This window comes from Prosthecobacter sp. (assembly GCF_044236155.1).
Taxonomy (GTDB): Bacteria; Verrucomicrobiota; Verrucomicrobiia; order Verrucomicrobiales; family Verrucomicrobiaceae; genus Prosthecobacter.
Map to the genome: position 1 here is coordinate 35,425 of NZ_JBIIHA010000027.1, position 21,569 is coordinate 56,993.

A 21,569-nucleotide genomic window follows, 5' to 3' on the forward strand; every position below is an offset into this window, starting at 1 on the left:
AGCTCGCCGCTGATGGCGGTTCCCGCAAGCTCCTTGCCACATTACCTGTTTGAGGGCTAATGTACTAGCTTGCCTGCATGGACGATTTTCTCGTTATCGACCGCGTCTCGAAATCTTTCGGCTCCCTGTGTGCCGTGGATGATGTGACCTTGTCCGTCGGCAAAGGGGAGGCTTATTCGCTGCTGGGGCCGAGCGGTTGCGGGAAAACGACCCTGCTGCGCATGATCGCCGGTTTCGAGCGGCCGGACAGCGGGCGCATCCTCGTCGGCGGGCAGGACATCACCGCGCTGCCGCCGGAGCAGAGGCCGGTGAACACGGTGTTTCAAAACTACGCGCTCTTTCCGCATCTCAACGTGTGGGAAAACGTGGCCTTCGGCCTGCGCATGAGCCGCCGCCCGCGTGAGGAGATTCGCGGCGGCGTGGACCGCATGCTGGAGCTCGTGCGCCTCTCCGAGCATGCGCGCAAACGTCCCGCGCAGCTCAGCGGCGGGCAGAAACAGCGCGTCGCCATCGCCCGTGCCCTGGTGAACCGCCCGCAGGTGCTGCTGCTCGACGAGCCGCTGGCCGCGCTCGATTTGAAGCTGCGCCAGCACATGCTCATGGAACTGAACACAATCCACGAGCAGGTCGGCACCACATTCATCTACGTCACGCATGACCAGGGGGAGGCCATGAGCCTCAGCGACCGCATCGCGGTGATGAACGCGGGCAGGGTGGAGCAGGTGGACTCGCCCGAGAACCTCTATGAAACGCCGCGCAGCAGCTTCGTCGCCACCTTCATTGGCGACGCGAACTTCTTCACCGGCACTGCGGTGGAGTTCCAGCACGAGGGCTATGTGCGCGTGATGGTGGAGGGCCTCGGCAGCCCGCTCGTGCTGAGCAACGGGGTGGTGTCCGCGAATCAAACGCTGAAGCTCATGGTGCGGCCGGAAAAGATCAGCCTCACGCTCAAACGGCCGCCCAGCGGCGAGCGCGTGAACGCCTTTCGCGGCATCGTCGATGACATCGCCTACTTTGGCTCGCACACACGCTACCGCATCCGCGCCGGGGAGCATTCCATCATCGCGCAGCTCCAGCGCAGTCGATTTAGTGGCGGTGAGATCGACCCGGCCCGCGGACAGGAGGTTTGGATGAGCTTTCACCCGGATGAAGGCCGTGTGCTGAAGCTGGAGGACGCCGCTTCATGAGCGCGGATCATCATCGTGCGAGGCAATGGCTGCTCACGCTTCCCTCGCTGGCTTGGCTGGGGGTGTTTTTCGTCATTCCGGCGGTTTTGATCATCATCACCGCCTTTCGTCCGGCGGATTTGCAGGGGGGCGTCGCCGCAGGCTGGACCCTGCAAAACATCCAGGTGCTGCGTGATCCGGCTTATCTGCCGGTGGTGTGGCGCACCGTGTGGTTGAGCGCCGCCACCACGCTCGTCTGCCTCGCGCTCGCCCTGCCGATGTCTTTTCAAATGGCCCGCGTGGGGCCGCGCATGCGCCAGTTTCTGCTCCTGCTCGTGGTCATTCCTTTCCTCTCGAACTTCCTCATCCGCGTCTTCGCGTGGAAGTCGCTGCTGCATCCCGAAGGGCCGCTGACAAAACTTCTCATCAGCCTCCACCTGGCGCCCGAGGACGCCATCCTGCTCAACAACACCGGCGCGGTGCTGCTTGTGCTCGTTTACACGCAGTTGCCGTTCGCCATCCTGCCGCTCTACGCCGCCGCGGAGAAGTTTGACTTCAGCCTGCTCGACGCCGCGCGTGATCTCGGCGCCGGGCCGGGGCGCTCCTTTTCCAAGGTCTTCGTTCCCGGCGTCCGCCGCGGCCTTGTCTCGGCGGCGGTGATGGTTTTCGTCAGCGCGCTCGGACAATACGTCATCCCGCAGATGGTCGGCGGCGCTTCGGATGAAATGCTCGGCAGCAAGATCGCCCAGCGCGTGTTTTCTGACCGCAATCTGCCCCTGGCGAGCGCCCTGGCGGCGGCGCTGATGCTCGCCGCGCTCGTGCCGATGCTCCTGGTGGCCGCGTGGCAGCGCTTCGGGCGAAAGGAGGCCGCGTCATGAGGCGATCGTGGCTTCCCGCGCTGCTGACGCTGGGTGTGATCGCGTTTCTCTTCGCGCCGCTGGTCGTTCTCGTCGTCAATTCATTCAACGCTTCGCGTTTCGGTGGTGAATGGGAAGGGTTCACCTGGGCCTGGTATGAAAAACTGTGGGCGGCCGATGAAGTGTGGGAATCGCTGTGGATCACGCTCAAGATCGCGCTTTCAGCCTCGCTCGCCTCGATGTTTCTCGGCACGCTGGCCGCGTATGCGCTGCACCGTTTCCGTTCGTGGCTGCAGGACGTGCATTCCATGCTCATCACGCTGCCGCTCGTGATGCCGGACATTCTCATGGGGATGTCTCTGCTGGCCTTGTTTGTCCTCACGGGGGTCGAGACCGGGCTGATGACCATCTGGATCGCGCATGTCACCTTTTGCCTGAGCTTCGTGACGATGGTCGTGCTCGGGCGTTTGCAGGATTTCGACTTCACACTGATCGACGCCGCCCGCGATCTCGGCGCCACGCGGACGCAGGCGGTGAAAAAAGTGCTCCTGCCGCTGCTGCTGCCGGGGGTGCTCGCGGGCGGTCTGCTGGCCTTCACGCTGTCGGTGGATGATTACGTCATCACCTTCTTTGTCTCCGGCCCCGGCACGACCACGCTGCCGCTGCGCGTGGCCAGCATGATGAAAACCAGCCGCAGCCTGCCTGTCATCAACGCCCTCAGCACGCTGCTCATCGCCAGCACTTTCGTGCTCGCCGCCCTCAGCTTCCGCCTGCAACGCCGCTCATGATCTCATTCCTCAAATCCTGTGTCGATCTGCTCGAACCGACCGGGCTGATCTGGCTGGCGCTCACCCTCAAAAGCGCGTGGCACATCCGTCGTCGTTGCTGGCGTCCGCTCTGGCTCACGGGTTCCGCCTGGCTGCTGCTCACCCTCACCGCCGCTCTGCCGGTGCCGCATCTGCTGCTGGCCTCCCTTGAGAGGGAATGGCCGCCCGTGGATCTTGCCACGCTGCCGGAATGCGATGCCATCATGGTGCTCGGCGGCTCCTCCGAGCCATCGGACAAGGAACCGGCAGGGATTCACTTTCATGGTGGCGCGGACCGCTTGTTCACCGCGTTGACGTTGGCGCGCATGGGGAAGGGGAAAAATCTGATCATCGGCGGCGGTTCCTTCGAATCCACAGACGGCCGTTTCCATTCCGAGGCGGACGCCGCCAAGGAATGGATCGGAAAATGGTCGCTGACGACCGTTCCCCTGCTCAGCCTCGGCAAGTGTTCCGACACGCACGACGAGGCGGTCAAAGTCGCGGCGTTGGCGAAGGAAAACGGCTGGAAGCATGTGGCGCTCGTCACCTCCGCTTACCACATGCGCCGCACGCAGGCGGTTTTTGCCAGGGCGGGAGTTCCGGTGATTCCGGTGCCGTGCAATTACGAGAGCGCGCCGATGCGCGGACGGGTGCTGACCTGGATCCAGCCGCCCAATGCCAAGCACCTCGAGCTTTTTGAGACCTGGATGCACGAGGTCATCGGCTGGTGGGTCTATCGTCTGCGCGGCTGGATTTGATCCGCCGTGTTCCCGCGCCATCATGCGCGCATGACCCGAGAGGACGCCGCCACCATCTTTGAACGCATCGCCACCCTGCTCGAAATGCAGGGAGAGAATCCCTTCAAGGTGCGCGCCTACCGCACCGGGGCCGAGATCGTCGAAAGCTTCAGCGGCGACATCATGCAGCTCGCCGCCGAAAACCAGCTCGCCGGCATCAAGGGCCTCGGCGAGGCGCTGCGGGACAAGCTCCACGAGATGGCCACCACGGGGAAACTGGAGTTCTACGACAAGCTCAAGGCCGAGTTCCCGGACACCATCTTCGAGTTGTTCGACGTTTCGGGCCTCGGGCCGAAAAAAATCGCCGCGCTGCATGCCGAGCTCGGTGTTTCCTCCATCGCCGACCTCAAGCGCGCCTGCGAAAGCGGCACGGCGGCGAAGCTTTCCGGCTTCGGGGCCAAAACGGTCGAGAAAATCCTCGAAAGCATCGCCTTCCGCGAGCAGCACGCGTCCGAGTTCCGCCAGGATCAGGTGCATGGCCTCGTGCAGGAGATTCTGGAGGCGCTGCGGGAGCATCCGAACGTCTCGCAGGCGGAGATTTGCGGCAGTTTCCGGCGCGGGAAGGAAACCGTGCATGACCTCGACTTCCTCGTCTCGACTCGGCAGCCGGAGAAGGTCATCGATTTCTTCGTCAACCTGCCCGTCGTTGTCGATGTCATCGCCAAAGGGCCCACCAAGGCCAGCATTCATGCGACGCACGGCCTTCAGTGCGATCTGCGGGCCGTCACGAGCAAGGAGTTTCCCTTCGCGCTCATGTACTTCACCGGCAGCAAGGAGCACAACGTCGCCATCCGCCAGCGGGCGCTGGCCCGTGGCTGGTCGTTGAACGAGTATGCGCTCACGCCGGTGCCCGAACATGCCGGTGCGGCGGTCATTCCGCCGGTGCATGACGAGGCGGAGCTGTATCGCGCCCTTGATCTCGATTTCATCGACCCCGAGCTGCGGGAGAACACCGGCGAGATCGACGCCGCCGAGGATGGCAAGCTCCCGCGCCTCGTGCAGCTCGAAAATCTGCGTGGCGTCTTCCACAACCACACCACCGCCAGCGACGGCGGCGGCACGCTGCGCGAGATGGCCGAGGCCGCGCACGATCTTGGCTTCCAATACCTCGGCATCGCTGACCACAGCAAAGCCTCCTTCCAGGCCAACGGCCTCGATGAGAAACGCCTGCTCGTGCAGATCGAGGAAATCCAGGAACTGAACGCGGAATACGCGGAGGAAGGCTTCCGCATCTTCACCGGCAGCGAGGTGGACATCCTCAAAGACGGCAGCCTCGACTTCAGCGACGAGATCATGGCCCGGCTCGACTACGTCGTCGCCTCCGTGCACAACGTCTTCAACCTGCCCGAGGCCGAGATGACGAAACGCATCATCAAGGCGATCGAAAACCCGCACGTCACCATGCTCGGCCACCTCACCGGCCGGTTGTTGCTCCAGCGTCCTGCTTATCAGGTCAACGTCGCCGCCGTGATCGAGGCCGCCGCCGAGACCGGCACCATCATCGAGCTCAACGCCAGCGCCTGGCGTCTCGACATGGACTGGCGCTGGTGGAAGCTGGCGAAGGAGAAAGGCGTCAAATGCAGCATCAATCCTGACGCCCACAGCACCCGCGGCCTGGAGGATGTCATCTACGGCATCAAAGCCGCCCGCAAAGGCTGGCTCACCCGCAAGGACATCATCAACTGCCTCCCGCTGGCCGAGGTGGAGAAGGTTTTGCAGGCGAAGAGGGCACGCTAAACCACGGGCGGGATGGACCCGGTCCCGTCGGCCCTTGGCCGCCCCTTGCAGATGGCTGCCTTGGTCAGTTGCTCCGCAACCTCGGGCATTTGCTCCGCAACCACGCGCACTTGCTCCGCAACCACGCGCACTTGCTCCGCAACCACGGGCACTTGCTCCGCAACCACGGGCACTTGCTCCGCAATCACGCGCACTTGCTCCGCAACCACGGGCACTTGCTCCGCAACCACGGGCAGTTGCGCCGCAACCACGGGCAGTTGCGCCGCAACCACGGACATTTGCTCCGCAAACGCGCGCAGTTGCGGCGAAGGCTCGGGCGCAATCGGTTGGAAATCAATGATTCACCCGAAACACACAGCCGGGGCGTCTGAAGGCCCCCCAGGAGCGACCAGAACTTCCCAGGCGGCTGTTCAAATGAAGCGTGCCATCGGCACGCAGGCGAGACGTTGCGTCAAAAGCTCGGACACTTCCGGCGGAAGTGCGCATGATTCCTCCGGAAGTGCGCGTGCCTCCGCCGGAACCACGCATGGTTCTTCCGGAACTGTGCGTGATTCTTCCGGAACCGCGCATGGTTCTGCCGGAACCGCGCATGATTCTTCCAGAACTTCGCGTGGTTCCGCCGGAACTTCGCACGCAACGGCTTGGGAATGAGCCTTTTCCCTCAAATCCTCCCGTTTGACCCGCCAAAGGGGCCGGACCGTGCCTGCCGCACCGAAAACGGGGGCTGCCGTGCCGGGAAAGTGTTTTGCCGTGCCGCAGGATTGTTCAGTTTTAACCCGCCGTCGTTCCCCGTCCGCGTTGGTGGGCATAAAGACACCCGATGCTTCGACGACCCGGCGCACCCAAGGCTTGACCTCAGGCGACTTTTTCGCTTCCATCGGCGCATTCATAAAAAACCTTGTTTTTGTTGATGAAGCTCCTTTTAACCCAAGCCACTCCTGAAAAACCACAAAAAACTGTGGGCGAATCTGATTCGCCCACAATTAAGTGTGGATAAACAACGTTAGGCGATGCTCGCGTATGCGCACTCGACCACTAACCGCTGAGGAGTATGAGGATTTGTCGCGAACGTTCGGGTCGCCAAAAGTCAGACACCCGCTTTTGCACTTTATTCGTATCTCTGCATTCATCTCAGCCCCGCTTTTCCTGCTCTTTGTTGCCGTATCCATACTCGCCGAGAAACGAACTCCGCAGGATGCGTTTCGCCGAGGCATTCCGGTCTTGTTCTTCGGCCCCGTTTTCCTCCTCATCCAGCGCGTCGCGCCAGGACACACTCGTGCCTCGAACCCCTTCGCCCAAGCGCATGAAGACATGAGAGGTGGCATTTGCCAGATTCGCGAGTTTCACATTCGGCGCGTTTGGCCGCTCATCGACCAAGGCAATGAGGACGACCCCGATTACCTCGCCGAGACCCACGCCGGGAAATATATCGCCGTTTCCGGTCACTACCTCAGAAGCCAACTTCCGTTTCGTCGCCGACTTGAGATCCACGAACTACCCAAATCCGGAACGACCGTTTCCGTTACGTTTTCCGGAGACGAGGTGCCACTCGATTCAACAGCCATCAGGACTGACTGCGTCTGGCGCAACGACGACCTTCCTTGGGAGCGTCCAATTAGCCCGAAGCGCCTTCCCGAAGAGGCACAGAAGGTCATTCTCATCGGCAACGCCCAATGAAAACAGCCGCAACGCCTAACCATGCGCTGCAGCCAACGCCGGTTGCCGCTCTCTGTTCCGCTGACGCGGACCACGTCACCGGCCCGGAGAGGCTGAGCTTGGGACGTTCGCCCAACTTCTAGAGCGTCACCTTCACTCCATGTTTCGCCCTTGGAAGCCCATTGATGCCGAACTCCGATGCATCCCAGCATTGAGAGTGTGCCAAGATGGCCTCGCAGCTACCATCACATGGGAACAGTGGCATAAGGGCATCTGTGAGTTCAGGATGCGAATTCATTTTCCTACGGGTGTTGTGGCTGTTCTCTCGGTTGACGAGTCCATCCACTTTGCCGCTCCATTCATCCCAACTGACGCTGAATTGACCGCCGACGATTCCACACCTACTCCTTGGCCAGCATGGATATCAGACGTGAACTACCGGAGGCCGCATTACTCTTCCTATGCTGAGGAGATTTACAGCTCTGTCGTAAGCTACTACATTCATGGCGACGATGTTGTCGTGCTCCTCGACATTAACGGTGTCGATCCCGAGATTACCGTTGAGCACTTTCCAGCTAGTTCACCTGATTCACTATGAACAACCACTGCGAACCAACCAAGGCGAACAAAACGGATGCAGGCTCGAATGGCATCTGTCGAACAAAGTGTCTGTCCCTCGGTGAAGAAAACAGGAAAGGGTCGGAGGCGATTCTTGACAGAACAGGCGTTTGATCGCCCTCGAATTCGTGCGGAAACGAACCAGCCGGGTTGCACATTGCCCTTTGGCCGAATGACCTGAGATCAGCCGCTGCGGCATGCCGGCTGATTTTTTCAAAGCGCGACTGGGATCCAACGGGAGCGCCCCTGCTTGATCATCACTTCGACGCTGAATCGAGGAAATCGCACACGGCGGCGGCCATGGCGGCGACACCGCTGCTGTCTTCCGCGCCGGTGCCGGCGCTGCCGGCCCCGAAGGAATCCCTGCGTGTTCGCATTCGAAATCTGCGCTGCGTCGGGGCACGGACGATGTGTCGGGGAGAGAGCGTTGCTTGCCTGGATGATTTTTTGCAGCAACATGGGCGCATGACGACTCTCACCTTCAAGGTTTCAGACGCTGATGCACAGGTGCTCCGCCGGAAGGGGCGTGCCGCCAAGACATCGCTCTCCGAACTGCTGCGGCAGCGGGTGCTGCCGCGGGAGACGGTTGCCGGAAAAGTCAGGCTGAGTCGCTGCCGGCTTACGGGGGCCGAAATCTTCGCCCCGGTGGCGGGACAGGCAGCCCTAACGACGCAAACTGTGCGCGAACTGCTGGCTGACTTTCCATGAACTACCTGCTGGATGTCAACGTGCTCGTCGCCTAGGGCTGGAGTGACCATGCGGACCACCAGCGCACGGCAACCTGGATCGCGGCCATCCAAGCGGCAAACTCCGATGTTTTGCTGACCTCAGCGATCCCTCAGCTGGGTTTTGTGCGAGTCTCCGTGCAACGTAGCAACGGCAAGGTGACAGCCGCGCTCGCTGGCAGGGTGCTCAAAGGCATGCTGCAAAAGCTGGGCAAGCTGCACCAGTTTATTCCAGACAATCAAGACGCCTTGCAGTGGCCTTCGTGGTGCAAGGCCGCCTCACGCACCACGGACGCCCACCTGCTGGCACTGGCCAAGCGCCATCACGCGTTGCTGGCAACCCTCGACGCCGGCATTCCCGGTGCTTTTTTGCTGCCCATGACATGAAGATGCGGCAGGAAAGGGGCAGGGGGCTGTAGCTGACAGAACGCCTCTCGATACTTCCCCAAGCCAGCCAGCAATGGGGCATTGCCTCTGTCTGATTGTCTTGAAACCTCCCATCCGAATTCGGGGACGGAGCCCGCCGTTCACGGGCATCATTTCGACGCTGAATCGAGGAAATCGCACACGGCGGCGGCCATGGCGGCGACGCCGGTTTTGAGGGCGTCCTCGTCGCAGTCATACAGGGGCGTGTGGCCGCCGTGGGTGAAGCCTTTTTCCTCGTTGGCGACGCCGAGGCGGAAGTAGAAGCCGGGGACGACTTGCGCGAAGTAGCTGAAGTCCTCGCCGCCCATGCCGGGGATGAGTTCGATGACGTTCTTTTCGCCAACGATGCGTTTGAAGGCGGGCAGGGTGGCCGCGATGAGCTTCAGGTCATTTTGAATGCTCGGGTAGGTCTTGCGGTATTCCATCTCGTAGGAGGCTCCGTGCGCCTCGGTGATGCCTTTGAGGATGCGGTGCATCTGCTCGATGATGCCGTCGCGGAACTTCGCGTCGTAGGTGCGCACGGTGCCGCCCATCTCGACCTGCTCGGCGATGATGTTCTCGCGGTCGCCGCCTTTGATGGTGCCGATGCTGATCACCAGCGGCTGGCGGGTGTTTGTCTGGCGGCTTTTGATCATCTGCAACGCCATCACGGCCTCGGAGGCGACGGCGATGGCGTCCACGCCTTTGTGCGGCGCGGAGCCGTGCGCCATCTTGCCTTTGATGACGATGTGGAAGCGGTCGCTGTTCGCGTTGTCGATGCCGGGGGTGTAGCCGATCTGCCCGGCCTTCAGGTAATGAACGCCGTCATCCGTGGTGCCCGCGGGCATAACCTGCGCCGTGGTGTGAAGGCCGAACACGGCGGCGGGCTTCGGGTTTTCCATCACTCCCTCGGCCACCATGAGCTTCGCGCCCCAGTCGCCTTTGAAGGTGGCGGGCATGGCCTCCTCGGCGGGCTGGAAGATGAACTTCACGCTGCCTTTGACGAAATCGCGGTGCTTGGAGAGAAGTTCCGCGACACCCAGGGCGCAGGTCGTGTGGACATCGTGCCCGCAGGCATGCATGACGCCGGGATTCTGGGAGCGGTAGGGCGTGCTGCGCAGCTCCTTGATCGGCAGCGCGTCCATGTCCGCCCGCACGGCGACGCAGGGCCCGTCGTGCGCGCCTTTGAGCAGCGCGACGACGCCATGCTTCGCGACGCCGGTCTTGATGTCGGTGAAGCCGAGTTCCTTCAGCCGGTCGGCGACGAGTTTGGATGTGCGCACTTCCTCATTCGGCAGTTCGGGATGCGCGTGGATGTCCCGCCGGATCTCCACCAGCTTCGGAAACATCTGCGCGATGCTCTTTTCGAAGACAGCGTCGCGATTTTCAGCGGCGAGGGCGGACGTGGCCAGGAGGAGCGGGAGAAGTCGGTTCATGGATGGCTGATGCAACGGTGGCGGAAGGGAAACCTTTGCCGGACGCACGCAAATCCGAATCCTGCGCAAGTTCGGGCCTGGGGAGACGCGTATTGGGCTGTCCTCGTGCCCGGAAGACGTGTTTTCCCGTTTTCCGGACAAGGGGAGACGTCTCATAAAAGCGGAGCAAGTTCTTGCCTCTGTTTTTCGACTCGTTAGACTTCGCGGCTTTATCCGCCCCGGACCAACCACCCGCTCTCAACTCAACCACACATGCCTCCTTCCTTCCTGCTAACCAACGGAATCGCACTCTCCATCGCCCTTGCTGTCGTGGGCCTGGTGTTTGCCCTGATCCTGATCCGCAAGATCGTCAGCGCGGACGCGGGCAATGAGAAGATGCAGGCCATCGCGGGCGCGATCCAGCAGGGTGCCAAGGCCTATTTGAACAAGCAGATCATGGCCGTGAGCTCCATCGCGGTGCTGATCTTCGCGGCGATCTGGTATCTGCGGGATGGTGTGACGGCGGCGGGCTTTGTGGTCGGCGCGGTTTGCTCCCTCGCTGCTGGTTACATCGGCATGATGATCGCGGTGCGTGCGAACGTGCGCACGGCGCAGGCGGCGTCGAAAAGCAGCCATGGGGCTCTGAAAGTGGCCTTCAACGGCGGCGCGGTCACCGGACTGCTCGTCGTGGCGCTCGGCCTGCTTTCCGTGGGCGTTTTCTACCTGGTGGTCAAAGGCAGCACGGACCACGCGAAGCATGCGATCGACTCGCTTGTCGGTCTGGCGCTGGGCAGCTCGCTCATCAGCGTCTTTGCCCGTCTGGGCGGCGGCATTTACACGAAGGCGGCGGACGTGGGCGCGGACCTCGTCGGCAAGAACGAGCAGAACCTCAACGAGGATGACCCGCGCAATCCGGCGACCATTGCCGACAACGTGGGTGACAATGTGGGCGACTGCGCCGGCATGGCGGCGGATGTGTTTGAAACCTACGCGGTGAGCTTGATCGGCGGCGTTCTTGTGGGCCATCTGACCTTGGGAACCGACGCGGCGGTGATTTATCCCTTTGTGCTCTGCGGTCTTTCCATCATCGCGTCGCTCATCGGCATCGGCTGGGTGAACTTCGTGAAGCAGAAGCCGACGAATGCGCTCGTGTGCGGCGTGGCGGTTTCCGGCGTCATCGCGGCGGCTCTCTTCTGGTGGGCCACGAACTCGATCTTCGGCGCTTCGGTGAAGATCGGCGGCGTGGACATCGCCAGCAGCAGCCTTTTCTACTGCGCGGCCGTGGGTCTGCTGATGACCTTGCTCGTGGTCTGGATCACAAATTACTACACCAGCACCCATCACAAGCCGGTGCGTCTGATCGCCAAGGCTTCGGAAACCGGTCATGCCACGAACATCATCGCGGGCATCAGCATCGGCCACCACGCCACGCTGCTGCCGGTGCTGGCCATCGCGGCTTCGATCTGGGGCTGCTACGACCTCGCGGGCCTGTATGGCATCGCCATCGCGGTCGTTTCGATGCTCTCGCTCTCCGGCATCATCATCTCGCTCGACGCGTTCGGCCCGATCACTGACAACGCGGGCGGCATCGCCGTCATGTCCGGTCTGCCCGAGGAGGTGCGCCAGATCACCGACGAGCTCGACGCCGTGGGCAACACGATGAAGGCCGTGACCAAAGGCTACGCCATCGCCAGCGCCGGCCTGGCCGCGATGGTGCTCTTCGGCAGCTACGTCGAGGACTTGCAGGCCTTTGTCGGCCACAAGGTCGCCTTCGACCTCATGAATCACAAGGTCGTCATCGGCATGTTCATCGGCGGCCTGCTGCCGTTCATCTTCACCGCCTACTGCATGAGCGCGGTGGGCAGCGCCGCTGGCGCGGTGGTGCTGGAAGTGCGCCGCCAGATCGCCGCGAAGCCGGGCATTCTCAATGGCACGGACATTCCCGACTACGCGCAGTGCGTGGGCATTGTGACGAGCGCCGCCTTGAAGCAGATGATCCTTCCCGCGCTGCTGCCGCTCATTTTCGTGATCGGCATGGCCTATGTCGGCATGGAGGCTCTCGGCGGCGTGCTCATCGGCACGATTGTGACCGGCTTGTTCGTCGGCATCGCGATGACCAGCGCCGGTGGTGCCTGGGACAATGCGAAGAAATACATCGAGGAAGGCAATCATGGTGGCAAAGGCAGCTTCGCCCACCAGGCCGCCGTCACCGGCGACACCGTGGGTGATCCTTACAAGGACACCGCCGGTCCCGCCGTGAACCCGATGATCAAGGTGGTGAACATCCTCGCCATCCTGATCATCCCGATCATGTTCAAGGCCGCCGCGAAGTGACGGGAATCAGTGTTTGATTCCAGAAAGCGGGAAGGCACTATGCAGCCGTCCCCATGACCGCCTCCGCTGCCGACAAAAACCTCCGCATCGCCATCACCGGCTCGCTGGTGCTGCACGCGTTGTTGTTTTTGATGCTGGCGTGGATGTTTGCCGGCGATGCGGCGCGCAAGCTGTGGCAGCAGGCCACGGCGGCACCGAAGGAGAAGGAGATCGAGTTCGTGCTGCCGGAGCAGATCATCCCCGAGCCGGAAGTGAAGCCCCCCGTGCCCCCTCCGCCGCCGAAAAAGGAAATCTACATCCGCACCTCTCAGAACGAGACCGCGGACAGCGCGCCGAAAAACGCGCCGTTCATCGCCGACCGCAACACGAAGGCCGCCACGGTTAAGGCCGCGTTCCCAGATGCAACCCAGCCACTGCCGACGATGGACGGCCTGAAAATCCCCACGCGAGAGCTTGCGGACCGGGATCATCGCGATGGCGAGCTGAAGGACGACGCCCGGCCGAAAACACCGAAGGCCGCCGCGAATCTGGCCATGCTCCAGCCGCAGCCCCAGACGCCGCCGTCTCCTCCTTCCATCATGAAGCCGAAGGATGCCGCGCCGCCACCCCAGCCGGTGGTTCCGCCGCAAAATGTCGCCAAAGCCTTGCCGGAATCGACCCCGCTCACGAAAATGATGGAGGAGGCGGACAAGGCGCTCGCAAGCATCGAAAAAAACCGCCTCACCATCGAGGTCAAACGTGCCGAGGCCACACCGGACACTCCGCCAATGCCGCAGAAGCCGGAGATGAAGACGCCGCAGGCCCGCGAGATCGCCCAGACGCCCCCCGAGTCGCCGCAGCAGCCGATTCCCAAAGCGCTGCCGGTCATGGAGAATGAGCCAATCACACGCACCACGCCGAACCAGGATCCGAACGCCTTCACTCCCTTCACCCGCACCACCCAGACGAAAGGCATGATCTCCAATCACGGCACTCAGGCCGCGGTCGATGCCGAGGAGTCGCCGAAAGGGCGCTACATCCGCCAGGTGACGGGCCAGGTGGAAAAGAAGTGGCACATCTACCGGCTGCTGCGCCGCGACGGCGTCACCTACGGCAGCCTGGAGATCGTGTTTTACGTCAACAAGAAGGGCAAGGTCGAGGATTTGAAGGTGGTGAACGACAAGGAGTCCAATCCCATCCTGACGAACTTCACGCTCCAGGCGATCCGCGACGCGGAGATCCCGCCCATCCCGGCCGACGTGCTCCCTTTGCTCCCGATGAACGATCAGGAGCGCCTCAAAGTTGAATACAATGTCCTCATTTACTGACCTCCTCCTCGCCACGCCTTTGCTCGCCGCCGCGGAAAAGACCGCGCCTTCCGGTATCCAGCTTGTCTATGAATTCCTCGCCACGGGCGGCTTCGTGATGGCGCTGATCGTGGTTTGCTCGATTTCGGCGATCACCGCCTCGATCCTGGCGTGGCTGCAGCTCCGCGAGCACGTCATCATGCCGAATAGCGTGATCAGCCAGCTCCGCTCCATCCCGAACTACGCGGTGAAGGGGGACATTCGTCCGCTGCAGGAGTTTTTGGAAAAAGACGGCTCCATGCTCTCACGCCTCGGTGCCATGGCGATCAGCGGCGCCTTCACCAGCAAGCAGGAATGCCATGCCGCCTGCGAGATCAAGGCACGTGAGGAAATTCATAATCTGGAGCGCGGCATCCCATTGCTGGAGGTGATGGTCAGTGTGGCCCCGCTGCTCGGCCTGCTAGGCACCACCGCTGGACTCGTCGGCATGTTCTCCGCGTTCGGTGCCGGTGGCGATGGTAGCCCTGACACCGGTGCGATCGCGCATGAGATCGGTGTGGCGCTGCGCTGCACCATCGCGGGTCTCTTTGTCGCCGTGCCCTCGGTGCTGGCGCACACCTACTTCACGCGCCGCGTGGACGCGCTCGCGGTGAAGGTGGAGTCCATCATGCAGGAGACGATCCAGCATTTTTACCAGCACTTCGAGGTGCAGCGGCCCGCCGCCTGATCTTTACGCGCCACTGTCATGAACCTGCGCCCCCGCCGCCGACCGGTGCCCACGATCCCCATCGTGTCGCTCATCGACATCATGGTCATCCTGCTGATCTTCTTTGTCGCCACCACCACCTTCAAAAAGGAGAAGACGCAGGTAAAGATCACCCTGCCGGAGTCGAAGTCCCTCGGCGGCGCCACTCAGGCGCCCGAGTCACGCGTCGCCATCAGCATCACGAAGGAGCAGAAAATCTTTCTCGACGGCCAGCCCGTCGAACTGGACAAGCTCGCCATTGCCATCACCTCGCTCAAGAATGCGAAGCCCGGCATGAAACTCGAGCTTCAAGCCGACACCACCGCCGCGCTCGGCGTGCTCGTGAAGGTGTGGGACTCGTTGCGGGAGGCTGGTTACAGCATCAATGATGTTCCTGCCCGCATCCAGCGTGCCGGGGGATCTTGAAGGAGAAACGCCCCGCTCTGCTTACTTCGAAGGCGGTCACTTCGCCTTCTTGTATTTCACATAGGGCTCGAACTTGAAATGCGTTGGCATGATGATGCCGTTTTTGCCGAGAAAAGTGGTCGCGCTCTGATCCGCCTCAAAGCCAGGGTGGCCGATCCAGGCCCATTGCCAGCCTTCGTTGGCGATGAAAAGGCCGCCGCGCTCATGGCCGTCCCGGATGATGCCGGTGGTCTTCAATCGCACAGGAGCCACGTAGTAGATGCCCTTGGCCGACATGGCCTCCGGTTGATAATGCCCGGCGGGAAGGGTGAATTTGCCGTCCTTGTGGGTGCATTCAGTTTCCTCGGCCACAATGATTCCCAGAGTCCCCGGCGGGCAACGTGTGAGATCCTTGGTGGAACATGAAACCATCAGACAGGTGGCCGCGGCGCTGAGCAGGAATCGCTTCATTGGATCAGGTTGTTTAAAGTGGTGGAGGTAAGGGGATTCGAACCCCTGACCTTCTCATTGCGAACGAGACGCTCTACCAACTGAGCTATACCCCCATGGTTGTCAGAACCAGCGGCGGAACGTTTCCATCACGCGCTGAATCACGCCGAATTATGTGGCGGCCATGAAGTCCGGCAAGCTGATTTGTCTTCTTTGTCGGCGGTCGTGTTTCGCGCCGAGGGGATTCAGAGCGCCGCAAGCACCGCGTCCAGATGCTCTTCCGGCTTCACTTTCTCCAGGATCGCGGCGATCCGGCCATCCTTGCCGATGATGAAGGTGCTGCGCTCCGTGCCCATGTAAGTTTTGCCATACATGCTTTTCTCCACCCACACGCCGTAGGCATTCACGATGGTCTTGTCCTCGTCGGCGATGAGCGGGAAGGGGAGTTCGTGTTTCTGGATGAACTTGGCGTGGCTCTTGATCGAATCGGTGCTCACCCCGAAGACATGCGCCTCCTTCGCGATCTTTTTCCAGCCGTCCCTCAAACCACAGGCCTGCTTTGTGCAGCCCGGTGTGTCGTCCTTCGGATAAAAGTAGATCACCACCGGTTTTCCTTTGAGCGCGCTCAGTGTGATCGTGTCTCCGGCTGCGTGGTCGCCGCCGATGACCGGCGCTGTGAAGTCGGGTGCGGGGGAATGAAGGGCGGGTTTGCTCATGATTCGAGCATTACGCCGCCTCATCAGGCTTGGATGCCCAGAGCACCCGCGGCACTCCGCAGCAGGCTGTAAAAGATCCACGCGTAAAACAGCCAGCCGATGACGATGAGCAGAACGATCATCGCGAGCAGGATGGCGAGGCCGCCGTAAAATCGCAGGGTGCTGCGCTTCACCTTGTCCTTGTGCCCCGCCTGCCAGGTGGTCAGCAGGGCCAGATTGCGGCTGTTGGACTTGAAGAAGGCGGAACCCGCGGCGCCGAGGCCGGGGACGAGGCCGATGAGGAAATTGATGCCCATGTTCAGGGCCATGCGCAGAAAAACCGGAATCGAGACACCGCTGCGCAGCGCGTCGAGCAGGATGATGACACCCGCGCCGGAGGCCACGGTGTCGCCAACGCCGGGAATGAGCGCGAGGATGGGGTCGAGGCCGATTTTGAAATTTGTGCCGGGGATGCTGAGCAGTTCGTCCAGATACTTGGCGAGAATGCGCGCCGTGGCCCGATCCGCGGGATCTTTGCTCGCGGCGAGTTTTGCCGCGATGGGATTGACCTGCGGCGGCAGCACCTCGTCCACCTTCAGTTCTGGATCGGGAAGAGGCATGGCGGGCTGGATGCTGGAATCGAGATTCTAGGATCGAGAGTCCAGCCCCTAGGACTTGCTGGGCAGATCGACGAGCATCTGCGCGTTGTTCGGGTAGCGCTCCAGCAAGGAGATGACCCGCTGGATGGCCTCGATGGGCTTGTGGCCGGCGAGACCGCGGCGCAGCATGTGGATTTTGTCGAGCTGGAAGGTCTGCAGCAGCAGTTCCTCGCGGCGCGTGCCGGATTTGAAGATGTTCACGGCGGGGAAGACAAACTGCTCGGCGATGCGGCGGTCGAGCACGAGCTCCATGTTGCCGGTGCCCTTGAACTCCTGGAAGATCAGGTCGTCCGCCTTGCTGCCGGTCTCGACCAGCGCGGTGCCGAGGATGGTGAGCGAGCCGGCGGTGCGCGTGTTCCGCGCGGCGGCGAAGAGGCGGCGCGGAATCTCCAGCGCGCCGGCGCCGATGCCGCCGCTGGTGTAGCCGCCGCTTTTGTGCGTGCTGTTGAAGGCACGCGCCATGCGCGTGATGGAGTCCATGAGGATGAAGACGTGCTCGCCGCACTCCACGAGGCGCTTTGCGCGCTCGATGGCGAACGCGGCGATGCGCGTGTGGCTCTTCACGTCCTGGTCGTTGTTGCTGGCGAAGATTTCGGCGCGCGGCAGGATGCGCTTGAACTCGGTGACCTCCTCCGGGCGCTCATCGACGAGCAAAATCATGAGATGCACGCCGGGATGATTCTCCGTCACCGCCTCGGCGATGTGCTGGAGCATCGTGGTCTTGCCCGCGCGCGGCGGGGCGACGATCAAACCGCGCTGGCCGCGGCCCACGGGGGTGAGCATGTCGATGACGCGGGTGGTGAGGCGGTCTTTGACGGTCTCAAGCTGGTAGCGCTTGTTCGGGTTCACAGCTTTCAGTTCCTCGAACAGCGGTGTGTCGCGCATGGCCTCAGGCGCACGGCCGTTTACCTCGGTGACCTCGGTGACCTGCGGACCGCGATGGCCCTTGCATTGCACGCCGACGATTTGCATGCCCTCGCGCAGGCAGTATTTGCGGATGAACTCGGGCGCGATGAATGCATCCAGCGGGTTCTGCGCGAAGGAGAGTTCGCGGCGGCGCAGGAAGCCGTAGCCTTTCGGCGACATTTCCAGGATGCCGTTGGCCGGTTCCGGCGGCCCGAGGGGCTTTTCCGGCTCGATCTCGCGGTCCTGGCCGTTTCCGGCCTGCGGTTCGCTGCCTTGGACTGGCATCTGGCGTTCACCTCCACCACCGCCGTTGCGCCGCTCGGCGCGGCGCTGCTTCCAGCGCTCAAACTTGGCCTTGCGGCGTTCTTTGGAGGTCATCGGGCGCAACTGGCCGTTTTCGCCCATGATCATGTAGCGCGGGATGTTGTTATCGCCGGGAGCGCCGCCTGCGGCATCGGCAGCTTCATCACCTTCTTCCTTTTCAACATTGTCGTTGTTTTCAACCGGTGCCGCAGGTGCTGGCTCGACGGCTTCAGGAGCGGGAGCCGGAGCTTCGACCGCGGTTGCAACAGGCTCGGCCGGGGCAGGTGTCGCCGTCTCGGTGGCAACAGCCAAAGGCATTTCCAATTCGGTAGCTTCCGCGGCTTTCTTTTTCGCCGTCTTGCGCGCTGTTTTCGCCGCAGGCTTTTTTGCGGCGGTTTTTTTGGCGGCGGCCTTCTTGGCCGGTGCTTTGCGCTTGGGCTTGGTTTCTTCGACCTCGGCGATGAGTTCTTCGGACATAAAACGTGATGGAAAGTGGGTTAGTCGAGCTGGTCGGCGATCGAGTCGTCGATTTCAAAATTGGCGTGGATGTTTTGCGAGTCGTCGTAGTCGTCGAGGAGGTCGTAGAGGCGGATCAGAGACTTCGCGGTGTCCACGTCGCTGATGGTGACGGTGGTCTGCGGCTGGTAGATCAGTTTCTGACTGCGGGACGCGACACCCTTGTCACGCAGCACGCCCGCGACATGGAAGAGCTTGTCGGTGGGTGTGTAAACCACCCACTCATCACCCTCGTCCACGATGTCATCGGCCCCGGCGTCGAGGGCCAGTTCCATGAGCTGGTCCTCGGTGGCGGCGCTTTTATCGAGGCGGATCTCGCCGCGCCGCTGGAACATGTAGGCCACGCTTCCTGCGTCGGCGAAGGTGCCGTTGTTTTTGGAAAGCAGCGTGCGCAGGTCGTTGGCGGAGCGGTTGCGGTTGTCGGTGACGATTTCGATCATCATGGCGACGCCACCAGGCGCGTAAGCCTCATAGGTGATCTCCTCCAGCGCGGCCCCGGCCAGCTCGCCGGTGCCTTTCTTGATGGCGCGGTCGATGTTTTCGTTCGGTACGTTGGCGGCCTTGGCGGCGTTGATGGCGCTGCGCAGGCGGGCGTTCATGTCGGGGCTGCCGCCGCCGGCTTTGGCAGCCAAGGTGATTTCCTTCGCGAGTTTGGAGAAGACGTTGCCGCGTTTGGCATCCGTGATGGCCTTGCCGCGCTTGATCTTGGACCATTTATTGTGGCCAGCCATGATGGGAACGATGTCAGGTGGGAGGCAGCTTGCGGCGCTGCCATGACGGCGGCCGTTCGTGCGTGGGGTGTTGGGAAAATGTGGGGGAAGCGGCATCGCCGCGGTGTGTTCGGGAGGAATGTCGGCCTCGCAACGGGTGCGGGGTCGCGTTTCATCAGCGCGGAGGCTGGGGAAACATCGGCAGTCCTGCCGGGAACATCACCAAGTGTTCACCAGATTGAGAGAACCTGGAACGGCGAGAAGTGTGCGGGAGGCAGGGCCTTCTGGCAAGAGGTTTTTCATTCAAGAACTCAAGAATCAGCACGCCAAGCCGTATTCGGAGCGTGATTGCGCGTCCAACCGCCTTGCTTTGCCTGTCCGTCTGCATGGCGGGAGCTGCCGAGCCATCGGAACCACTTTGGTCGCTACGCCCCTTCACCATTCAGCCGCTGCCACAGGTCAAACAGCAGGGCTGGCCGCGTTCGCGCGTGGACCATTTCATTCTCGCCCGCTTGGAAAAGGTGAACCTGCCTCCGAATGCCGACGCGGAGCCGCTGACGTTGCTGCGCCGCGTGTATTTCGATCTCATTGGCCTGCCGCCGCCGCTGGATGTGATCGAAGGCTTCACGATGGCCAAGTTTCCAGTCGTGGTGGATCAATTGCTGGCCTCGCCGGAGTTTGGCGCTCGTTGGGGGCGGCACTGGCTGGATGTGGCGCGCTACGCCGAGACGAGCGGCAACACGCGCAACATGGCCTATGTGCTGGCGTGGCGTTACCGGAACTATGTCGTGCGCGCCTTCAACCGCGACACGCCCTTCGATGAATTCATTCGCGAGCAGATCGCGGGCGATTTGATCAAACCCGCCGCTGATCCAACTCGGCGTGATGACCAGCTTCTCGCCACCGGCTTCCTCAATGTCGGCACCAAATCGCTCGGGGAGCAGGATGCGATGCTTTACGACATGAATGTGGCCGATGACCAGATCGACGCGACCTGCCACGCGTTTCTGGCCCTGAGCGCGAATTGCGCGCGCTGCCACGATCACAAGTTCGATCCCATTCCGACCGCCGACTATCACGCGCTGGCCGGCATATTCCGCAGCACGCAGAATCTCTCCGGCGTGCAGACCAACAACGTGACGAAAGAGGCCGAGGCAATGGCGCTCGGCAGCGACGGCCCGAAACGCCTCGCGGCCGTGAAGCAGCACGAGAAAGACCTTGCCGACATGACCAAGGACTACGTCGAGGTGGCGAAGAAGCGGAACAGCATGCGCGACGAAATGGCGAAGATGCCAAAGGAGGTCGCGGCGGAGAAGATGGGCGTGCTTGCGTCGCTCGACAAAGAAGTCGAGACATGGAAGGCAAAGCTCGCGGAAAAGCAAAAGTCCGCGCCTGTGCCGCCGGTGCTCGGCATGTCCGTGCGCGATGCTGAAACGCCCATCGACTGCCCCGTGTTTGACAAGGGGGAAATCAAAAAGCCGCTTGCACCGGTGAAACGCGGCGTTTTGTCGGCCATTCCGGTCAAACTGGCCGCGATCGGACCGAAAGAGAGCGGTCGTCGGCAACTCGCCGACTGGATCGCAAGCCCGCAGAATCCACTCACTGCCCGCGTGATCGTGAATCGCGTGTGGCAGCATGTGTTTGGCCGTGGACTGGTCGAAACGCCCGATGATTTCGGCCGCATGGGCATGAAGCCGACTCATCCCGAGCTGCTCGACGATCTGGCGGCACGCTTTGTGAAAAATGGCTGGTCGATCAAGACGCTGATTCGTGAACTGGTGCTGTCGCACACCTATCAACTCAGTTCGCGTGGAGAAGGTGACAACTCCCTGCTCTGGCGTGCGAACAAGAAGCGCCTCGAAGCCGAGCCGCTTCGCGATGCGATTCTCGAACTCGGTGGCACTTTGAACCGCACGCCGCGTGAAGGCTCGCCCATCGCCGACAAAGCAAAGAACATCACGCCGCAGGGCCGCGAGGTGGGCCGGAAGCACTTCCTGGCTGATCTGGAAGACGACACGTCGCATCGCAGCCTCTACCTGCCCATCGTCCGCGGAGCGCAGATGCCGATGATGCAATGCTTCAACGCCGCCGATCCCGGCCAGGTCATCGGCGCGCGCTCAGCCAGCATCACGCCCGCGCAGTCGCTGCTGCTCATGAACAGCGATCTCGTCATGCGACAGGCAGAGAACTTTGCGAAGCGACTCACCGGCACCACCGATGACGAAAAACTGGCCTGTGCCTGGAAGATGGCGTTCTGTCGTGCGCCGCGGCCGGGCGAACTGACTTCGATGCGTGAGTTTTTGCGCGTCAAAGGTGACTGGGCGCAGCTTTGCCACGCGCTGATGCAAAGCGGGGAGTTTCAAACCGTTGATTGACCC

21 protein-coding genes and 1 tRNA gene are annotated in these 21,569 nt (G+C 62.0%); 13 read left to right on the forward strand and 9 right to left on the reverse strand.

Going from position 1 to position 21,569, the window contains the following annotated elements:
* The first annotated feature begins 77 nt into the window (after window positions 1-77).
* Genes ACILSE_RS18870 through polX form a run of 5 tightly spaced genes read left to right on the forward strand, consistent with a single transcriptional unit; the run spans window position 78 to window position 5,363 of the window.
* Window positions 78-1,187 (forward strand): ABC transporter ATP-binding protein, encoded by a 1,110-nt coding sequence (locus ACILSE_RS18870; RefSeq protein ID WP_395718985.1) that lies wholly within the window; start codon window positions 78-80, stop codon window positions 1,185-1,187.
* Window positions 1,184-2,044, forward strand: coding sequence for an ABC transporter permease (locus ACILSE_RS18875; RefSeq protein WP_395718986.1), 861 nt, complete (start codon window positions 1,184-1,186; stop codon window positions 2,042-2,044). Before ACILSE_RS18870 ends, ACILSE_RS18875 begins: the two co-directional genes overlap by 4 nt.
* Complete coding sequence (locus ACILSE_RS18880; RefSeq protein WP_395718987.1) at window positions 2,041-2,811, forward strand: ABC transporter permease; 771 nt, start codon at window positions 2,041-2,043, stop codon at window positions 2,809-2,811. Before ACILSE_RS18875 ends, ACILSE_RS18880 begins: the two co-directional genes overlap by 4 nt.
* The gene (locus ACILSE_RS18885) at window positions 2,808-3,587 is read left to right on the forward strand and encodes a YdcF family protein (protein ID WP_395718988.1); all 780 of its coding nucleotides are present in this window, start codon (window positions 2,808-2,810) and stop codon (window positions 3,585-3,587) included. Before ACILSE_RS18880 ends, ACILSE_RS18885 begins: the two co-directional genes overlap by 4 nt.
* Window positions 3,588-3,617: 30 nt before the next feature.
* Window positions 3,618-5,363 (forward strand): DNA polymerase/3'-5' exonuclease PolX, encoded by a 1,746-nt coding sequence (polX, locus tag ACILSE_RS18890; RefSeq protein WP_395718989.1) that lies wholly within the window; start codon window positions 3,618-3,620, stop codon window positions 5,361-5,363.
* A 410-nt stretch (window positions 5,364-5,773) separates the two neighbouring features.
* On the opposite strand, the gene ACILSE_RS18895 is transcribed toward polX, so the two are convergent.
* Window positions 5,774-6,346 (reverse strand): hypothetical protein, encoded by a 573-nt coding sequence (locus tag ACILSE_RS18895; RefSeq protein ID WP_395718990.1) that lies wholly within the window; start codon window positions 6,344-6,346, stop codon window positions 5,774-5,776.
* Between the two features lie 148 nt (window positions 6,347-6,494).
* Window positions 6,495-6,854, reverse strand: coding sequence for a hypothetical protein (locus ACILSE_RS18900; RefSeq protein ID WP_395718991.1), 360 nt, complete (start codon window positions 6,852-6,854; stop codon window positions 6,495-6,497).
* 325 nt (window positions 6,855-7,179) lie between these two features.
* On the opposite strand from ACILSE_RS18900, the gene ACILSE_RS18905 reads away from it, so the two are divergent.
* The 3 genes from ACILSE_RS18905 (at window position 7,180) to ACILSE_RS18915 (ending at window position 8,749) form a co-directional block, all read left to right on the forward strand.
* The gene (locus ACILSE_RS18905; RefSeq protein ID WP_395718992.1) at window positions 7,180-7,617 is read left to right on the forward strand and encodes a hypothetical protein; all 438 of its coding nucleotides are present in this window, start codon (window positions 7,180-7,182) and stop codon (window positions 7,615-7,617) included.
* A gap of 485 nt (window positions 7,618-8,102) precedes the next feature.
* A complete protein-coding gene (locus ACILSE_RS18910; protein ID WP_395718993.1) occupies window positions 8,103-8,345 on the forward strand; it encodes a hypothetical protein in 243 nt (80 codons plus the stop codon).
* A 155-nt stretch (window positions 8,346-8,500) separates the two neighbouring features.
* Entirely contained in the window at window positions 8,501-8,749 is a 249-nt protein-coding gene (locus ACILSE_RS18915) for a hypothetical protein (RefSeq protein ID WP_395718994.1), read from the forward strand.
* A 149-nt stretch (window positions 8,750-8,898) separates the two neighbouring features.
* Here ACILSE_RS18915 and ACILSE_RS18920 read toward each other — a convergent pair whose 3' ends face one another.
* Window positions 8,899-10,203, reverse strand: a complete 1,305-nt coding sequence (locus ACILSE_RS18920; RefSeq protein ID WP_395718995.1) for a M20 family metallopeptidase — start codon at window positions 10,201-10,203, stop codon at window positions 8,899-8,901.
* A gap of 252 nt (window positions 10,204-10,455) precedes the next feature.
* Between ACILSE_RS18920 and ACILSE_RS18925 the strand changes: the two genes are divergently transcribed.
* Genes ACILSE_RS18925 through ACILSE_RS18940 form a run of 4 tightly spaced genes read left to right on the forward strand, consistent with a single transcriptional unit; the run spans window position 10,456 to window position 14,973 of the window.
* Entirely contained in the window at window positions 10,456-12,516 is a 2,061-nt protein-coding gene (locus tag ACILSE_RS18925; RefSeq protein ID WP_395718996.1) for a sodium-translocating pyrophosphatase, read from the forward strand.
* Between the two features lie 53 nt (window positions 12,517-12,569).
* Window positions 12,570-13,823, forward strand: a complete 1,254-nt coding sequence (locus ACILSE_RS18930; RefSeq protein ID WP_395718997.1) for a hypothetical protein — start codon at window positions 12,570-12,572, stop codon at window positions 13,821-13,823.
* Complete coding sequence (locus ACILSE_RS18935) at window positions 13,807-14,529, forward strand: MotA/TolQ/ExbB proton channel family protein (protein WP_395718998.1); 723 nt, start codon at window positions 13,807-13,809, stop codon at window positions 14,527-14,529. The genes ACILSE_RS18930 and ACILSE_RS18935 overlap by 17 nt, the downstream gene beginning before the upstream one ends.
* Window positions 14,530-14,547: 18 nt before the next feature.
* Window positions 14,548-14,973, forward strand: a complete 426-nt coding sequence (locus tag ACILSE_RS18940; protein ID WP_395718999.1) for an ExbD/TolR family protein — start codon at window positions 14,548-14,550, stop codon at window positions 14,971-14,973.
* A 36-nt stretch (window positions 14,974-15,009) separates the two neighbouring features.
* Here the strand turns inward: ACILSE_RS18940 and ACILSE_RS18945 are convergent, their stop codons facing one another.
* The 6 genes from ACILSE_RS18945 to ACILSE_RS18970 all read right to left on the reverse strand — a co-directional run bounded on the left by ACILSE_RS18945 (window position 15,010) and on the right by ACILSE_RS18970 (window position 19,212).
* Entirely contained in the window at window positions 15,010-15,423 is a 414-nt protein-coding gene (locus tag ACILSE_RS18945; RefSeq protein WP_395719000.1) for a hypothetical protein, read from the reverse strand.
* Between the two features lie 19 nt (window positions 15,424-15,442).
* Window positions 15,443-15,518, reverse strand: a tRNA-Ala gene (locus ACILSE_RS18950).
* A gap of 129 nt (window positions 15,519-15,647) precedes the next feature.
* The gene (gene bcp / locus ACILSE_RS18955) at window positions 15,648-16,118 is read right to left on the reverse strand and encodes a thioredoxin-dependent thiol peroxidase (RefSeq protein ID WP_395719001.1); all 471 of its coding nucleotides are present in this window, start codon (window positions 16,116-16,118) and stop codon (window positions 15,648-15,650) included.
* Between the two features lie 23 nt (window positions 16,119-16,141).
* Window positions 16,142-16,717 carry a DUF4112 domain-containing protein gene (locus tag ACILSE_RS18960; protein ID WP_395719002.1) on the reverse strand — a complete coding sequence of 192 codons (576 nt, stop codon included), beginning with the start codon at window positions 16,715-16,717 and terminating at the stop codon, window positions 16,142-16,144.
* A 48-nt stretch (window positions 16,718-16,765) separates the two neighbouring features.
* On the reverse strand, window positions 16,766-18,442 hold the full coding sequence (gene rho / locus ACILSE_RS18965) for a transcription termination factor Rho (RefSeq protein WP_395719003.1): 1,677 nt from the start codon (window positions 18,440-18,442) through the stop codon (window positions 16,766-16,768).
* Between the two features lie 20 nt (window positions 18,443-18,462).
* Window positions 18,463-19,212: a YebC/PmpR family DNA-binding transcriptional regulator gene (locus ACILSE_RS18970; RefSeq protein WP_395719004.1), complete on the reverse strand. Its 750-nt coding sequence runs from the start codon at window positions 19,210-19,212 to the stop codon at window positions 18,463-18,465.
* Window positions 19,213-19,556: 344 nt separating this feature from the next.
* Here ACILSE_RS18970 and ACILSE_RS18975 point away from each other — a divergent pair, with 344 nt between their 5' ends.
* A complete protein-coding gene (locus ACILSE_RS18975) occupies window positions 19,557-21,566 on the forward strand; it encodes a DUF1549 and DUF1553 domain-containing protein (protein ID WP_395719005.1) in 2,010 nt (669 codons plus the stop codon).
* Window positions 21,567-21,569 lie beyond the last annotated feature (3 nt).

Excerpts from the sequence above, each read along its gene's own strand:
- ACILSE_RS18885 (WP_395718988.1), top strand. The coding sequence starts at position 2,808 with ATGATCTCATTCCTCAAATCCTGTGTCGATCTGCTCGAACCGACCGGG.
- ACILSE_RS18880 (WP_395718987.1), top strand. The coding sequence starts at position 2,041 with ATGAGGCGATCGTGGCTTCCCGCGCTGCTGACGCTGGGTGTGATCGCG.
- rho (WP_395719003.1), bottom strand. The coding sequence starts at position 18,442 with ATGTCCGAAGAACTCATCGCCGAGGTCGAAGAAACCAAGCCCAAGCGC.
- ACILSE_RS18935 (WP_395718998.1), top strand. The coding sequence starts at position 13,807 with ATGTCCTCATTTACTGACCTCCTCCTCGCCACGCCTTTGCTCGCCGCC.
- ACILSE_RS18925 (WP_395718996.1), top strand. The coding sequence starts at position 10,456 with ATGCCTCCTTCCTTCCTGCTAACCAACGGAATCGCACTCTCCATCGCC.
- ACILSE_RS18970 (WP_395719004.1), bottom strand. The coding sequence starts at position 19,212 with ATGGCTGGCCACAATAAATGGTCCAAGATCAAGCGCGGCAAGGCCATC.
- polX (WP_395718989.1), top strand. The coding sequence starts at position 3,618 with ATGACCCGAGAGGACGCCGCCACCATCTTTGAACGCATCGCCACCCTG.
- ACILSE_RS18870 (WP_395718985.1), top strand. The coding sequence starts at position 78 with ATGGACGATTTTCTCGTTATCGACCGCGTCTCGAAATCTTTCGGCTCC.
- ACILSE_RS18920 (WP_395718995.1), bottom strand. The coding sequence starts at position 10,203 with ATGAACCGACTTCTCCCGCTCCTCCTGGCCACGTCCGCCCTCGCCGCT.
- ACILSE_RS18960 (WP_395719002.1), bottom strand. The coding sequence starts at position 16,717 with ATGCCTCTTCCCGATCCAGAACTGAAGGTGGACGAGGTGCTGCCGCCG.
- ACILSE_RS18940 (WP_395718999.1), top strand. The coding sequence starts at position 14,548 with ATGAACCTGCGCCCCCGCCGCCGACCGGTGCCCACGATCCCCATCGTG.
- ACILSE_RS18930 (WP_395718997.1), top strand. The coding sequence starts at position 12,570 with ATGACCGCCTCCGCTGCCGACAAAAACCTCCGCATCGCCATCACCGGC.
- ACILSE_RS18910 (WP_395718993.1), top strand. The coding sequence starts at position 8,103 with ATGACGACTCTCACCTTCAAGGTTTCAGACGCTGATGCACAGGTGCTC.
- bcp (WP_395719001.1), bottom strand. The coding sequence starts at position 16,118 with ATGAGCAAACCCGCCCTTCATTCCCCCGCACCCGACTTCACAGCGCCG.
- ACILSE_RS18905 (WP_395718992.1), top strand. The coding sequence starts at position 7,180 with ATGTTTCGCCCTTGGAAGCCCATTGATGCCGAACTCCGATGCATCCCA.
- ACILSE_RS18945 (WP_395719000.1), bottom strand. The coding sequence starts at position 15,423 with ATGAAGCGATTCCTGCTCAGCGCCGCGGCCACCTGTCTGATGGTTTCA.
- ACILSE_RS18875 (WP_395718986.1), top strand. The coding sequence starts at position 1,184 with ATGAGCGCGGATCATCATCGTGCGAGGCAATGGCTGCTCACGCTTCCC.